At 36.1% G+C, this 13858-nt stretch carries 16 protein-coding genes and 1 riboswitch; of the genes, 14 read left to right on the top strand and 2 right to left on the bottom strand.

What is annotated here, in order from left to right; genetic code table 11:
- Positions 1–20 precede the first annotated feature (20 nt).
- Complete coding sequence (locus EKM64_RS04505) at positions 21–1454, bottom strand: PTS fructose-like transporter subunit IIBC (RefSeq protein ID WP_125676029.1); 1434 nt, start codon at positions 1452–1454, stop codon at positions 21–23.
- Between the two features lie 12 nt (positions 1455–1466).
- Positions 1467–1913, bottom strand: coding sequence for a PTS fructose transporter subunit IIA (locus EKM64_RS04500; protein WP_125676027.1), 447 nt, complete (start codon positions 1911–1913; stop codon positions 1467–1469).
- Positions 1914–2105: 192 nt separating this feature from the next.
- On the opposite strand from EKM64_RS04500, the gene EKM64_RS04495 reads away from it, so the two are divergent.
- The 14 genes from EKM64_RS04495 to EKM64_RS04430 all read left to right on the top strand — a co-directional run bounded on the left by EKM64_RS04495 (position 2106) and on the right by EKM64_RS04430 (position 13790).
- The gene (locus tag EKM64_RS04495) at positions 2106–2966 is read left to right on the top strand and encodes a CvfB family protein (RefSeq protein WP_125676025.1); all 861 of its coding nucleotides are present in this window, start codon (positions 2106–2108) and stop codon (positions 2964–2966) included.
- Between the two features lie 36 nt (positions 2967–3002).
- Positions 3003–3890 (top strand): site-specific tyrosine recombinase XerD, encoded by an 888-nt coding sequence (xerD, locus tag EKM64_RS04490; protein ID WP_125676098.1) that lies wholly within the window; start codon positions 3003–3005, stop codon positions 3888–3890.
- An 11-nt stretch (positions 3891–3901) separates the two neighbouring features.
- Positions 3902–4279, top strand: a complete 378-nt coding sequence (locus EKM64_RS04485; protein ID WP_125676023.1) for a RibT protein — start codon at positions 3902–3904, stop codon at positions 4277–4279.
- Positions 4276–5004 carry a segregation and condensation protein A gene (locus tag EKM64_RS04480; protein ID WP_125676021.1) on the top strand — a complete coding sequence of 243 codons (729 nt, stop codon included), beginning with the start codon at positions 4276–4278 and terminating at the stop codon, positions 5002–5004. The genes EKM64_RS04485 and EKM64_RS04480 overlap by 4 nt, the downstream gene beginning before the upstream one ends.
- A 2-nt stretch (positions 5005–5006) precedes the next feature.
- A complete protein-coding gene (gene scpB, locus EKM64_RS04475; RefSeq protein WP_225420954.1) occupies positions 5007–5531 on the top strand; it encodes an SMC-Scp complex subunit ScpB in 525 nt (174 codons plus the stop codon).
- Between the two features lie 3 nt (positions 5532–5534).
- Complete coding sequence (locus EKM64_RS04470; RefSeq protein WP_125676019.1) at positions 5535–6266, top strand: pseudouridine synthase; 732 nt, start codon at positions 5535–5537, stop codon at positions 6264–6266.
- A gap of 33 nt (positions 6267–6299) precedes the next feature.
- Positions 6300–6419: riboswitch (FMN riboswitch) on the top strand.
- Positions 6420–6486: 67 nt separating this feature from the next.
- Positions 6487–7047 (top strand): ECF transporter S component, encoded by a 561-nt coding sequence (locus tag EKM64_RS04465; RefSeq protein WP_125676017.1) that lies wholly within the window; start codon positions 6487–6489, stop codon positions 7045–7047.
- 82 nt (positions 7048–7129) lie between these two features.
- A complete protein-coding gene (locus EKM64_RS04460) occupies positions 7130–8227 on the top strand; it encodes a LysM peptidoglycan-binding domain-containing protein (protein WP_125676015.1) in 1098 nt (365 codons plus the stop codon).
- Between the two features lie 66 nt (positions 8228–8293).
- Positions 8294–8950 (top strand): (d)CMP kinase, encoded by a 657-nt coding sequence (gene cmk, locus EKM64_RS04455; RefSeq protein WP_125676013.1) that lies wholly within the window; start codon positions 8294–8296, stop codon positions 8948–8950.
- A gap of 27 nt (positions 8951–8977) precedes the next feature.
- Positions 8978–10291: a ribosome biogenesis GTPase Der gene (der, locus tag EKM64_RS04450; protein WP_125676011.1), complete on the top strand. Its 1314-nt coding sequence runs from the start codon at positions 8978–8980 to the stop codon at positions 10289–10291.
- A gap of 186 nt (positions 10292–10477) precedes the next feature.
- Complete coding sequence (locus EKM64_RS04445) at positions 10478–10753, top strand: HU family DNA-binding protein (RefSeq protein ID WP_010623460.1); 276 nt, start codon at positions 10478–10480, stop codon at positions 10751–10753.
- A 62-nt stretch (positions 10754–10815) separates the two neighbouring features.
- Entirely contained in the window at positions 10816–12060 is a 1245-nt protein-coding gene (locus EKM64_RS04440; protein ID WP_125676009.1) for a tetratricopeptide repeat protein, read from the top strand.
- Positions 12061–12077: 17 nt separating this feature from the next.
- Complete coding sequence (locus EKM64_RS04435; protein ID WP_125676008.1) at positions 12078–13280, top strand: CCA tRNA nucleotidyltransferase; 1203 nt, start codon at positions 12078–12080, stop codon at positions 13278–13280.
- Between the two features lie 45 nt (positions 13281–13325).
- Positions 13326–13790, top strand: coding sequence for a hypothetical protein (locus EKM64_RS04430; RefSeq protein WP_125676006.1), 465 nt, complete (start codon positions 13326–13328; stop codon positions 13788–13790).
- The last annotated feature ends 68 nt before the right edge of the window (positions 13791–13858 follow it).

Here is a 13858-nt window from a genome sequence, read left to right as displayed (position 1 = left end):
ATTATCCCATCCCTTCAATTTTAAGCGGCTTTTGCTTCTTTTTCGGCTTGTTTTTTAAGCCAGTGACTCTTGAAAGTAATAATGAATAGTACGTTTAGGGCCAATCCAACGGCAACACATAAGTAGAACCAATACCATGGTGATTCTAGACCTATTAGTGGATCAAAGATACCAATACCAGGAGCCGTTCTTTCAACGTTTAAGAAGATTGTTAAAGCACCTGTGATACCTCCAGCCAAAGTGTTAGCTGTAATCATTGGAAGTGGGGCGGCTAGTGCATATGGGATAGCGGGTTCTGTGGCAACGGTCATACCAACTAAGAAAGCTGACCAAGATGCGGCTCTTTCTTGTTTTGAGAAGATTGATGGTTTGATCCAAGTTGCTATAGCAGCGGCCATTGGTGGAAGTAAAGTTACAACACCAACAATACCGTACCAGTTGAATACGTGTGAGCTAAGTAGTGAAAAGCTAAAGAACCAAGCTGTTTTGTTGATCGGACCACCCATATCGAAAGCTAACATTGCTCCGACGATGAATCCGCCAACGATTTTCATTGATGTAGGGATATTTTGTAAGAAACTAAGCATGACACTCATTAGCCAGGCCATTGCTGGACCGAGTAAGAAGTATGTTAGTAAACCAAAGACTAATAATGTTACAAACGGGATAATCATATATCCTAGGACTGATTGGAAATTCTTACCCAATTTAAGTTTCTTGAAGTATTTAACAAAGTAACCTATTGAGAGACCGATAACAATGGCACCTAAGAAACCAGCACCTGAATCAGTTCCTAATAATTGATTGTCATTTGCTAAAAATGTAACTAAGAAGGCTGGAGCAAAAGCAGGTTTATCAGAAATTGCATAAGCAATGTAAGCACCCATGATAGGAATCATGAATTGGAATCCTAAATTACCAATGCTAGTGATGATCCAAGCCAGAGAAGGTTCTGTTCCTTTTCCTAGTGGAGTATTTGGCATTCCAAATTGTACCATCATACTACCAATGGCGATTAAAAGACCACCACCGATAACGAATGGCAATGCAGCAGACACACCAGCCATTAGGTAACTCATTACACCTTCAGTAACTGTTTCTTGGTCAGCACCAAGTTTTACTTTGGAACTTGAAAGAACGTGAGAATTTGCTTCTAAGTCATCAAAGAGAGTATCGATATGTTTTAATGCTTCAGATACAGGCAATTCAACGACTTTTTTCTGATTAAATCTTTCTTTATCGTGGTCTGTAAGGCCCTTTCCGATCGCCAAGATAACATAATCTGCCTCGGCAATTTGTTCAGTTGTTAATTTGTTTTCAACACCGCTGGCACCTTGAGTTTCTACATGGACTTCATAGCCAAGCGATTTTGCTTTTTCTTCAATTGCCTCGGCCACCATATATGTATGAGCAATACCGGCAGGACAGTTTGTTACTGCTACTATCTTTGTCATAAGATCACCTCATTAATTGTTTACAATATTATTGATTGCATCGAATACTTCTGTTTCAGAACCGGTTTTTAAAATTTCAACAAAATCTTTATGGACTAATTTACGACTTAATTTAGCCAATAATTTTAGATGTTCGTCGGCTTGGTCGTCGGGAACAAGTAAACTGATAAAAGTATTTACCGGTTTTCCGTCAAGTGAATCCCATTCAATATCAGAACTACTGCGGCCAAACAAAATCGTAGCGCCTTTGATATTATTTGAACGTGCGTGGGGAATAGCGACTCCATTACCAAAACCAGTTGTTGACTCTTCTTCACGTTCTAGGTAGTCTTTAACTAATTCAGCCTTGTCATTAATGATATTAAGGTTAAAAGCTAAATCGGCTAAAGATTCCATTATTTCATGTTGAGTAGAACCTTCTAGATTCATATTGATGTGGTTGATTTCAAAAATGTTCATATGTATTGACTCCTCTGTTTCTTCTATTTGATTTCAAAATCTATTGTATGTGAAAACGATTACAAGTTTAATGTGCGAATTGTCACTAAGGTGTGACATTAAAAATAAACTGCCTGCTACTTCCAAAATTATGAAAAGTCTTCCTATTACTGGTAGAATAGAGAAGCAAATAAAAAAAGAATATGGTGAATTATGGAACTAAAAGATATGTATGGGAATGTACTTGTTGGTACTGTTACAGACTTAAATAATGATGATGCTTTCGTTCAAATCGAGGGTAATACTTTTGCCATGAAATTAAGCGAATTAGATGAAGTTCCCGAATTGGGGGATGAACTTACTGGTTTTGTTTATGAAAACCAAGGTCACAAGAATCGCATGACGACTAAACTCCCTGGTGTTTTAAAGGGTGTCTGGGATTTTGCTGTAGTAACTGAGGTTAGAACAGACCTTGGTGTCTTTGTCGATATTGGACTTGATGATAAAGACATTGCCGTTTCATTAGATGATCTTCCATTAGAGCACTCCGAGTGGCCTAAAAAGGGAGATAAACTGATGGTTATGTTAGTTATAGATCATAAGGGCCGTTTATGGGGAAAATTAGCTGATTTAAATATTTATATGCAATTAATGCGTAGTGCTAGTTTAGATGATAAAAATAAGGATAAGGAATGTACCGTTATTGCAATTAGAAGTTCTGGTACTTTTGTGATCACTGAAGATTACTATCTAGGTTTTATTCATCAAAATGAGCAAGATGGTCCAATGCACATTGGACAACATGTAACAGCTCGTGTTATTGGTTCAAGCCACAGACGTTTGAACCTTTCATTGAAACCACGTGCCTTTGAAGAAATTACTCCAGATGCTCAAATGATCATGGCAGTTTTAGAACATGCTGTTGACGGTAAAATTCCATATACTGATAAGAGTGATCCTGATTCAATTCGTGAATATTTTGGTATCAGTAAAGGTAGTTTCAAACGTGCTCTAGGTAATTTGATGAAACAAGGTAAAATTGAGCAAAAAGACGGTCACACATCTTTAAAGTAAGGTGATAATTTGGATAAAACATTAAAGAATCAAGCTATGCTGGATGCTTTAAATGACTATTCGCGATACTTGCGATTAGATCGAGGTTTATCAAAGAATACGATCATTTCGTATCATCAAGATCTGTATGAATACAGTTATTATTTAGAAAAGCATAAAATAACTAGTTACCCTAAGGATCATTTCTTGGTAACTAATTTTTTTGCTGAACAAGATAAACAAGGTAAGTCAAAGACATCTCAGATGAGAATGTTCTCGTCTCTAAAAAAATTTTATCAATGGTTAGAATTAACCGATAAGATCCCAAGTAATCCGATGAATGAGTTAGACGCGCCCAAAAAGGGATTTCATTTACCGGTTGTTTTGTCGATGGAAGAAGTTAATTCTTTGATCGAATCTCCAGATGTTTCGACAACATTAGGGGTCAGGGATCGGGCTATCTTTGAGGTAATGTATGCCACTGGTTTGCGAGTCAGCGAATTGGTGAATTTGGCCATGGATGATCTTCATTTAGACTTGGGTTTAATAAAGACCCTCGGTAAGGGTGATAAAGAACGATTATTACCAATTGGTGATACGGCGATTAAATGGTTGAACAAATATTTTGCTGAAACTAGAATACATTTGGTCGAGAAATATGGAGACCAAAAAGAAGTATTTTTAAATTTTCGCGGGAAAAAATTATCTCGTCAGTCGATTTGGCGAATGATCAAGAAGTATATTCAAAAAGTTGGTATTAAAAAGGATGTAACACCCCATACGTTAAGACATTCTTTTGCTACTAATTTATTAGAGAATGGTGCCGATCTTCGTGTGGTACAGGAATTATTAGGACATTCGGATATTTCTACAACGCAAATTTATACGCATATTAATAAGACGCAAATGAAACAGGTTTATAACAGGGCTCATCCGCGTGCCTAATTGGAGGATTTATGCTAAATAAATATAGTGATGAAAATAAGAAAATAGCCATGGGATTTTTATCTTATATCCCCGATTTAAAGGATATGGATAATATGGAACAAGAACTTCGACTCTATGCAGAAGATGAAAATAGACAATTATATCTTTGGAAGAGTAATTTGGAAGATTTTTCAGGGATAGTTGCCTTGTCGTTTTCTGAGCATACCGTTTTTGTTGAATATATTTCATTGAATCCCTCTTATCGTTCACAGAGCAACATGTATAAAATTTTGGATGAAGTACAACAAAGGTTTCCTAACCAAACAATTCTCGGCAATTTCAAACTTGTAAAATTGATCAAAGGCTGGCACAATAGGCAAGCTGAGGAAGTGTCTGAAAAAGAATGAAAAAATTGAACTTAATTTTGACCGATTTTGAAGGTCCAATTGATTTGTTATTACATTTGATCAAAGAATCAAAAATTGATATTTATGACATCCCCATTGCTCAGATCACGCAGCAGTATCTGGATTATCTAAACAAGATGAAAGTTTTGGAATTGGATATTGCAGGGGACTATTTGGTAATGGCTTCGACTTTGATGTCAATCAAAAGTAGAATGTTATTGCCGATAGCCCCAGATGAGTTTGATGACGATGACTTAGAAATGGAAGATCCCAGAGATCAGTTAGTTTCTCAGTTGTTGACTTATCAAACCTTCAAACGTGTTTCTGAGTATTTTGCTGAAAAGGAAAAAATGCGTCGTCTGTCGTTTGATAAAGATATCAGTGTTTCACAGATCAAAGTCGACAAATTTCTTCTACCTGATTCAGTAGCGCTGGACGATTTAAAAGAAACTTATCTGGATCTATTGATCAATCAAAGTAATCGTCAGCCACAGACAGAGATCATTCAAAATGAAACATTGTCGATCGAAGATGCTGAAGAGAATATTTTGCAAAAGTTAACAGAAATCAAAAAAACTAATTTCCAATCACTTTTAAAGCTTCATGATAATATTGAAGAAGTTGTGACTAATTTTATGGCCGTTTTAGAAATGGTCAGAAAACAACAGGTTCTTGCAGTACAGAGTGACTATCAAAGTGATTTATTTATTGAATTGAGGAATTAAAAGTGTATCAAGCAAAAATCATGGCCTTACTCTTTGTAGCGGGGGATCAAGGTATCAAAGAAAAAGATTTAGCGGATCTATTAGAAATAGACCGTGCTGCACTGAGACAAAATGTAGAGCAATTGAAAATAAAATTGATAAATGATGAGGAATCTGGCATCATGTTGTCGCAGTATAATTCGACCTATAAGTTGATAACTAAGAGCGAATATAGTGAATTACTGACAAAATACTTCAAGACCGGATTGGGAACAAAACTCAGTCAGGCCGCTTTGGAAGTGTTGTCAATTGTGGCATATCGTCAGCCAATAACCAGAATAGAGGTTGATGAGATCAGAGGAGTCCAAAGCTCTGGTAGCATAAATACTTTACTGGCTCGAAAATTAATCAAAGAAAATGGCAAAAAAGATGTCATTGGTCATCCGAATTTGTATGTCGTAACAGATGAATTTTTTGATTACTTTGGAATTAAGAATATTGAAGAACTTCCTAAGATTGAAAAATTTGAGGATTATAAAGAGGAATAATAAATGGCAGAAGCAGAAAAAATGAGATTACAGAAAGCTATGGCTGATGCTGGTATCGCTTCAAGACGTAAGTCTGAGGAATTGATTGCCAGTGGTCACGTTTTAGTTAATGGAAAAGTTGTTAAGGAAATGGGCATCAAAGTTGATCATCATGACAAAATCGAAGTTGATGGTGTTCCGATCCATGATGAAAAAAAACGTTATATTTTAATGTACAAACCTCGTGGTGTTATTTCGGCCGTTAAGGATGACAAAAATCGTAAGGTTATTACTGACCTGTTGGAAGACGACTTTAGAGAACGTGTCTATCCAGTCGGTAGATTGGACTATGATACCTCAGGGTTGATCCTTTTAACTAACGATGGTGATTTTGCTAACAAGTTGATGCATCCAAAATATCATGTTGAAAAAACTTATATTGCTAAGATCCAAGGAATATTAGCTGTTGAAGATATTAAAAGACTTGAGCGTGGGATGAAGTTGAAAGACTATAAGACGTCGCCAGCTAAAGTGACTGTAATGTCAAAAGATATTAAAAAAGGTACATCGATTGTTAAATTGGTTATCCATGAAGGTCACAATCACCAAGTTAAAAATATGTTTGCAGGTGTTGGTCACCCCGTAAATAAACTTTCTCGTGAAAAGTATGGTTTCTTGACTTTAGATGGATTAGTTTCTGGTAAATACCGTGATTTATCCAGAATCGAAGTTGCTAAGTTGAAAGAAAAGAAATAATCTGTTATATTAAGTTTGTTAAAAATTTAATAAGTTGGTTTTCAGGGCAGGGTGAAATTCCCGACCGGCGGTATAGTCCGCGACCCAGGTTTTCCTGGTTGATTGGGTTCAATTCCCAAACCGATAGTAAAGTCTAGATGAAAGAAAACAGATTAGGTCTGTTTTGGTATGCCCAAAACAGACCTATTTTCTTTGGAAATCGGCAAGGAAGGTTGATTTTATGGGAAAGAGTACTTACAAATTTCAAGAAATGGTAACGGTGTCAATTTTTGCAGCGTTCGCGGCAATCATTATGTTTTTCGAGTTCCCAGTATTACCATGGTTCCCATTCTTGAAGGTAGACTTAAGTGACATTGTCACGATTATAGGAACAATTTTTTTCGGACCGGTGGGTGGTAGCCTGATAGCCTTACTCAAGGCTTTAGTGCATTGGCTGGTTACAGGATCAGGAGTTGCCGGAATTATAGGTAACGGCGCTAACGTAATTGGAGCGATTGCTTTATTATTGCCATTCGGTTATTTTTGGAAGAGAAATAACAAAACTATGGCAATCATCACAGGAACAATTTATATGACAGTTGTTATGTCAGTTTTAAACTATTTTGTCATTATGCCGCTTTACATTAATGTAATCGGGATGCAATTGAATATGAGTTTGGCAAAATACGTAGCAACCGGAGTTATTCCATTTAATATTGTTAAGTCATTGATCATTTCTGTGGGTGTTTTAGTTGTCTACCCACGCTTGAAGGGTCATTTCATTAATAAAACCGCAAACTAGCGATTCTTTAGAAATCTTTAAAGAAAAAAATTCAATTTTTATGATATGCTTTAAGGGATAGAAATTAGGAGGTTGGTTTTTAATGGCCGATAACAACAAAAATAACACTTCTGGTGAAAATATCCCAAATTCAACTGCTGGATTAGAAGGATCAGTCAGTCAAGAAGATTTAAAAAAATATCATTTGATACCATCTGATGATAATGAGAATATTCAAGACAATCAAAATCAAGAACCTGAACCACAACCTGAACAAAATGAAACAGTTCAAGATGATGCCCCAAGTTCAAATAATGATTTTGAGACACCGGCAGCACCAGTTATTCCAACGTCTTCAGCTGATAAAGATGATCATTTGCATGCTAGTCAAGCAGAACCTGATCATTTGAGTCAATCTGAGGTTTCAGAGGAACAACAGCAACCAGTTTCTGATCAAGAGAGGCCACAACAAGGTCAAGAACAAGATTTGAATTCAGAACCAGCTGAAAGCAAACAACCAGAGGAAACTGAGTCGGAAGATGAAGCTAAACCTTGGGAAAAGAGCTTTGATAACGATAATGATGAGAGTGGTCATGTATCTCGTACTATAAGTAAGAAAAAACAGCGTGGTAATCATACATTGGTAACTACATTGGTCATTGCTTTGATCATTATTATGTTTGCTCCAGTTGTTATTAATGCAATGCACAGTAGTGGAAGTAATATTGATAGTACCCAATCTGAGAAATCAGTTGAAAGTAAAGACAAGAGTGCAAAAAAGAAGACTACTCCGAAGAAAAAGAAGGCAACAAAGAAGAAGTCAACTAAAAAAGCTACTAAGAAGAAATCAACAACTACTAATAATGATGCTGATACTTCTAATGATACTAATAGTCAATCAACTGACAACACTCAAAGTAATGCGACAACTGATAATTCGGCTAACCAGGCAACCACTGGAACTACTACCAATAGTAATAACGACAGTACGTCAACTGGAACAACTGATACATCACAATCACAATCACAAGATACTACCGATAGTAATTCATCTTCAGCAGCTGCCTCATCTTATACAGTAAAGGCCGGTGATAACTGGTTTAGAATTGCTTATAATAACAATATGACAACAGCTCAATTGAAGAATTTAAACGGTGGAGTATCTACATTAACACCAGGTACAACATTAAGATTGAAATAGAAGTTTAAGGAAGGGTCTTGGACATTAATTTGTCGAAAGGCCCTTTTGTTAAGGAGAGAATAAGTAATGCAAATTGCCATTGATGGTCCAGCTTCAGCTGGTAAAAGTACTATTGCCAAATTAATTGCTAAAAATTTAAATTTTGTTTATTGTGATACGGGAGCCATGTATCGTACAGTAACTTTACTTGCAAAAAATAATCAAGTAGATTATGGTGATGAATCAGGTATTTTAAATTTAATGCATGATCATAAAATTTATTTTGTTAGCAAAGAAGATGGTCAACACGTCTTTTTAGATGATGAGGATGTCTCAGAAGTAATTCGTACTGAAGAAATTACTAATAATGTCTCACAAGTTTCTGCGATCAAAGAAGTAAGAACAGAATTGGTTGAAATGCAACGTAAAATGGCCGACAATACTAATATTGTTATGGACGGTCGTGACATCGGTACGACAGTTTTACCTAAAGCTGAAGTTAAAATTTTCTTGATTGCCAGTGTTTCAGTACGTGCCAAACGTAGATTTAAAGATAATAAGGAACGTGGGATCGATGTGCCATTAGCACAATTAGAGGATGAAATATCAACTCGTGACTATAAGGACTCTCATCGTGAAATTTCTCCATTAAAGAAGGCTGACGATGCGATCGAAGTTGACACTTCTGACATGACGATCGAACAAGTAGTAAAACGTGTAACTGAAATTGTTAATGAAAAATAATATTTAAGAATATGAGGAGGTAGATTTATGGCTGTTCCCGTAGTTGCATTAGTTGGACGCCCAAACGTTGGTAAATCCACGATTTTTAATCGAATTATCAACGAACGTCTGTCTATTGTTGAGGATACACCGGGTGTTACTAGAGATAGGATATATGCCCGAGCAAGCTGGTTGGGAAAAGAATTTAGATTGATTGATACAGGTGGTATTGATATGAGCGGTGAACCGTTGACTGTTCAAATCAAAAACCAAGCTGAAATTGCAATTGATGAAGCAGATGTTATTGTCTTTATTGTTAATGGTCAAAATGGTGTTACAAAAGAAGATGAAGATGTCGCCAAAATCCTTTACCGTACCAAAAAACCAATCGTTTTGGCGGTAAATAAGGCTGATAACCCAGAACAACGTCAAAATATATATGACTTTTATACTTTAGGATTCGGTGACCCAAATCCAATTTCTGGTGCCCAAGGTACTGGTATTGGGGACCTTTTGGATGAAATCGTTCATGCTTTTCCATCTGATGCTAAGCACGAGGAAGATGAATCCGTTAAATTCAGTTTCATTGGTCGTCCTAATGTTGGTAAGTCATCATTAGTTAATGCCATTTTGGGTGATGAACGTGTTATCGTTTCTAATATGGAAGGTACTACCCGTGATGCTGTCGATACCAAGTACCACGATGAAAAAATGGATAAAGACTTTACGATCATTGATACTGCCGGTATCAGAAAACGTGGTAAAGTTTACGAGAACACGGAAAAGTATTCTGTTTTGAGAGCTTTGAGTGCGATCGATAAGTCAGATGTTGTCTGCGTTGTTTTGAATGCCGAAGAAGGAATTCGTGAACAAGATAAACGTGTGGCTGGATATGCTCATAACGCCGGTAAGGGTGTTATTATCGTCGTCAACAAGTGGGATGCTTTGAAAAAAGATACCAATACTATGAAGGACTTTGAAAACCAAATTCGTACAGAATTTCAATATTTGGCCTATGCACCGATCCTATTTACATCAGCTGTAAAAGCCCAAAGACTTGATCAGATTCCTGAATTAGTTTCTCGAGTTTACGATAATCGTCAAAGAAGAATCCAATCGGCTATCCTTAACGACTTATTGTTGCGTGCAACTTCAATTGCTCCAACACCAGTTGTTAATGGTAAGAGATTACGTATCTATTACATGACTCAGGTGGCCGTTCAACCTCCAACATTTGTTGTATTCGTTAATGACAACGAATTGTTGCATTTCTCTTATGAACGATTCTTGATCAATCAATTGAGAGACACATTTGACTTTGAAGGAACACCAATAAAGATCTTACCTAGAAAGCGTAAATAATACCGAATTGACGCCAATTTGGACGATTTTGGTCGATTATTTTAAATAAATGCAGTTTTAACGCTTTTTAAGGGGTTAAAACTTGCCACAGCCTTGGTGCTATGGTATTTTGAATATTGGAATGATGAACACAGTCGTCGTTCATGTGTTCTAAATTATTTATACAAATCTCCGGAGGTATTATGTATGGCAAATAAAGCAGAACTTATCGATAGTGTTGCAAGTAAAACTGGTTTAACAAAGAAAGATGCAACTTCAGCAGTAGATGCTGTTTTTGAATCAATCCAAGAAAACTTATCAGAAGGTAACAAAGTTCAATTAATCGGCTTTGGTAACTTTGAAGTACGTCAACGTGCTGCTCGTAAAGGTCGTAACCCACAAACAGGTGAAGAAATTAAGATCCCTGCAAGTAAGGTTCCTGCATTCAAGCCAGGTAAAGCTTTGAAAGACTCAGTTAAATAATGATTTTTTAGGGGCGGTCAATTGACCGTCTTTTTTATGTTTAAATTTTTGGAGGTATATTTGTGAGTAAAGCAAATGAAGTAATTGAAAATATTGATGCTGGAGAATTCAGTGACGTAGATGGATTGATCCAGTCATCAATTGAACAAGACGACGACCAAACACAATTTTCTTTAGCGGAAACACTTTTAAGCAGAGGACTGTCAGTTCAAGCTAGAGTCGTTTATGAGGCATTGCTAGTTCATTATCCAGATGAAGGGCAAATTCTCTCCAGACTGGCTGAAATTGCCGTATCAGATGGTGATACCGATAAAGCATTAGATTACATTACTAAAATCGAACCTGATGATGACTCTTATGCTGAAAGTTTGTTAGTTTCGGCCGATATTTATCAATCTCAGGGATTATATGAAGTAAGTGAACAAAAACTGTTAACTGGTATTAGAACTTTTCAAGATGAAGAAGTTTTCAAGTTTGCTTTGGCTGAATTATATTTCGACGAAAATAAATTTGATAAAGCACTAACTTACTATAATATCTTGTTAGATGCTGGTATCGATAACTATTCAGGTATCTCAATCGACTTGCGCAAGGCCAGTTCATTGGCCGGTTCTGGTGAATACGAAGAAGCCATCTCAGAATTTGAGCAGTTGAATGCAATTGAATTAAACGAAGATGCACAATATCAATTAGGGTTTTTATATAATCAAGTAAAAGATTATAATAAGTCTGTTAAAGTTTTGGAACAATTATTGGACATCAATCATGATTATCCAACAGCTTACAGTATCTTGGTAGATAATTATTTGAATTTGAAAAAAAATGATGAGGCATTTAAGTATGCTCAACTAGGATTGAACTTGAATGAATTGGATGAAAATCTTTATATGATCGCCTTTGAAGCTGGTACTGCCGATAATTTGGATGAAGCATTAGCTCTGATGTCAACGGGTATAAAAAAGGTTGAAAATCCACTACCATTGATCGTTAAATTAAGTGACTTCTACATTACTCGTGGACGTTTCAAGAATAATCTTGATCTTTTAGATGGTATGGACTTGAGTAATAATCCAAAACTTACTTGGAATTTGGCTAAATCATATTATGAAACTGATAATCAAAAGCTTGCACAAGATAATATTTTACTGGTCTTTGATGAATTTAAGGATAATTTGGACTATCTATCAGATGTAATCGAGATCTTACGTAGCAGTGGTAATAAAGAAGTTTTAAAAGTTGCTCTGCAAATGTACTTGAAACTTTCTCCAGATGATATTGATATGCAAGAGCTATTAGAACAGATTTAAAAAGGTGAGGTATTTTTATGCGTATGAAAGAACTTCCTGCAGACTTTAAAAGAGCTCTGCCAGTCTTAAAAGAAATTGAACAGGCCGGATATGAGGCCTATTTTGTTGGCGGAAGTGTACGTGATCATATCTTAGGATTACCGATCCATGATGTGGATATAGCCACAAGTGCCTATCCAGAAGAAATAAAAGAAATCTTTAAGCATACCGTCGATACCGGAATTCAACATGGTACTGTGACGGTTCTTTTTAGTGGATCATCGTATGAGATCACAACTTTTAGAACCGAGTCGGGTTATCAGGATTACAGACGTCCTGATCAAGTGACATTTGTTCGTTCATTGGAAGATGACCTCAAACGACGTGATTTTACTATTAATGCATTGGCTTTAGATCGTAATGCCAATGTTATCGATAAATTCGATGGATTAAGGGATCTTGATGATCATTTGATCCGTGCCGTTGGCAAAGCTGAAGAACGTTTCCATGAAGATGCTTTGCGAATGATGCGTGCAGTCAGATTTCAATCTCAATTGAATTTTAAGATCGAAGATAAGACAGCTGAAGCAATTTCTTTAAATGCACACTTATTAGAAAAAATCGCCGTTGAACGAACCCGCGAGGAATTCATTAAAATGATGCTCGGTCAAGCATGGCGAAAAGGTTTTGCCAATTTCTTAACCTTCAAGCTCTGTGACTATGCTCCTGGCATGAAAAAGCATGGTTCATCATTAGTGAAGTTAACTGAATTAGAACCGGTTAAGTTTATGGATGAAGAAGCCGTCTGGGCCGCAATTGGATTTGTTTTACATTTAACTGATCCAGATTTGAATAAACTATTACGGGTTTGGAAGGTTTCCAATAAAACTCGTGAGATTACTTTGTCGACTTATGAAATGTTGGAGTTATTTGCTGATAAAAATTTTGATACTTGGGAGATATATAGTTTAGGTATCGACAATTTCGATCGGGTAGTCACATTGTGTCAATTATTTGATATTAAAATTGAATATAATAAACTTTCAGAAGCAGTCGAACAAATACCGATTAAATCGAGTCATGATTTGGCTATTACCGGGAGTGATTTGATCAAGATCTTGGGTATTGAACCAGGTCCAGAAATAGGCAAAATGCTAAAAAATGTCGAAAAAGCCGTAGTTAGAGAAAACGTTTCCAATTATTTTGATGAATTAAAAGTTTATGTGTTAAGCAATCGTTAATGCTGTGGTATCATTAAGTTAATAAAGTATTGAAAGGGTGATAATATGTCAAAGCATGTATTTAAAGAATTGAAGTTCTATTTTAGAAACGATGATACTTGGACAGTTAGTCATAGTGAAATGAGCGATGTCTGGCTAAGCCGTGTTACAACTAGTTATGGACGTATTGCAGGAGGTAGAATGCAAGAGATCCATCCATGTAAACGCTTCAGAATCGAGATTCTTCCAGATGCTGACTATATTAAAGATGCTGATGTTTCTACAGCTGCAATGGCCGATGGAATGTTCAACCGTATCATGAAGTTTCAAGATATTGAAAAATGTGATCTTGTTTTTGAAGATGACGAAGATAAAGATCCATTACAAATTTACTTCCCATTCAAGAAGAAAGATGTTGATGGTTTAGATAACATTTATCAATCATCTGCAATTTCAAAGAAGAATGGCAATCTTTATTTAACAATTGACCCTGCACATACAGTTTTTGATTTGTACAGAAACCAATTGTAATATTTAAGAGGTAGGGCTATTAATTAGCCCAACCTCTTTTTTTAATGCCTTCGTTCGACTAGAATATT

The organism is Companilactobacillus keshanensis (assembly GCF_003946205.1).
Taxonomy (GTDB): Bacteria; Bacillota; Bacilli; order Lactobacillales; family Lactobacillaceae; genus Companilactobacillus; species Companilactobacillus keshanensis.
The sequence above is the reverse complement of the archived record's forward strand: the minus strand, read 5'-3'. Positions and strand labels throughout refer to the sequence as shown.

Coding starts and splice junctions, on each gene's coding strand:
- EKM64_RS04500 (WP_125676027.1), bottom strand. CDS start 1,913: ATGAACATTTTTGAAATCAACCACATCAATATGAATCTAGAAGGTTCT.
- EKM64_RS04485 (WP_125676023.1), top strand. CDS start 3,902: ATGCTAAATAAATATAGTGATGAAAATAAGAAAATAGCCATGGGATTT.
- EKM64_RS04460 (WP_125676015.1), top strand. CDS start 7,130: ATGGCCGATAACAACAAAAATAACACTTCTGGTGAAAATATCCCAAAT.
- EKM64_RS04505 (WP_125676029.1), bottom strand. CDS start 1,454: ATGACAAAGATAGTAGCAGTAACAAACTGTCCTGCCGGTATTGCTCAT.
- EKM64_RS04480 (WP_125676021.1), top strand. CDS start 4,276: ATGAAAAAATTGAACTTAATTTTGACCGATTTTGAAGGTCCAATTGAT.
- EKM64_RS04445 (WP_010623460.1), top strand. CDS start 10,478: ATGGCAAATAAAGCAGAACTTATCGATAGTGTTGCAAGTAAAACTGGT.
- EKM64_RS04430 (WP_125676006.1), top strand. CDS start 13,326: ATGTCAAAGCATGTATTTAAAGAATTGAAGTTCTATTTTAGAAACGAT.
- EKM64_RS04465 (WP_125676017.1), top strand. CDS start 6,487: ATGGGAAAGAGTACTTACAAATTTCAAGAAATGGTAACGGTGTCAATT.
- xerD (WP_125676098.1), top strand. CDS start 3,003: ATGCTGGATGCTTTAAATGACTATTCGCGATACTTGCGATTAGATCGA.
- cmk (WP_125676013.1), top strand. CDS start 8,294: ATGCAAATTGCCATTGATGGTCCAGCTTCAGCTGGTAAAAGTACTATT.
- EKM64_RS04495 (WP_125676025.1), top strand. CDS start 2,106: ATGGAACTAAAAGATATGTATGGGAATGTACTTGTTGGTACTGTTACA.
- der (WP_125676011.1), top strand. CDS start 8,978: ATGGCTGTTCCCGTAGTTGCATTAGTTGGACGCCCAAACGTTGGTAAA.
- EKM64_RS04470 (WP_125676019.1), top strand. CDS start 5,535: ATGGCAGAAGCAGAAAAAATGAGATTACAGAAAGCTATGGCTGATGCT.
- EKM64_RS04435 (WP_125676008.1), top strand. CDS start 12,078: ATGCGTATGAAAGAACTTCCTGCAGACTTTAAAAGAGCTCTGCCAGTC.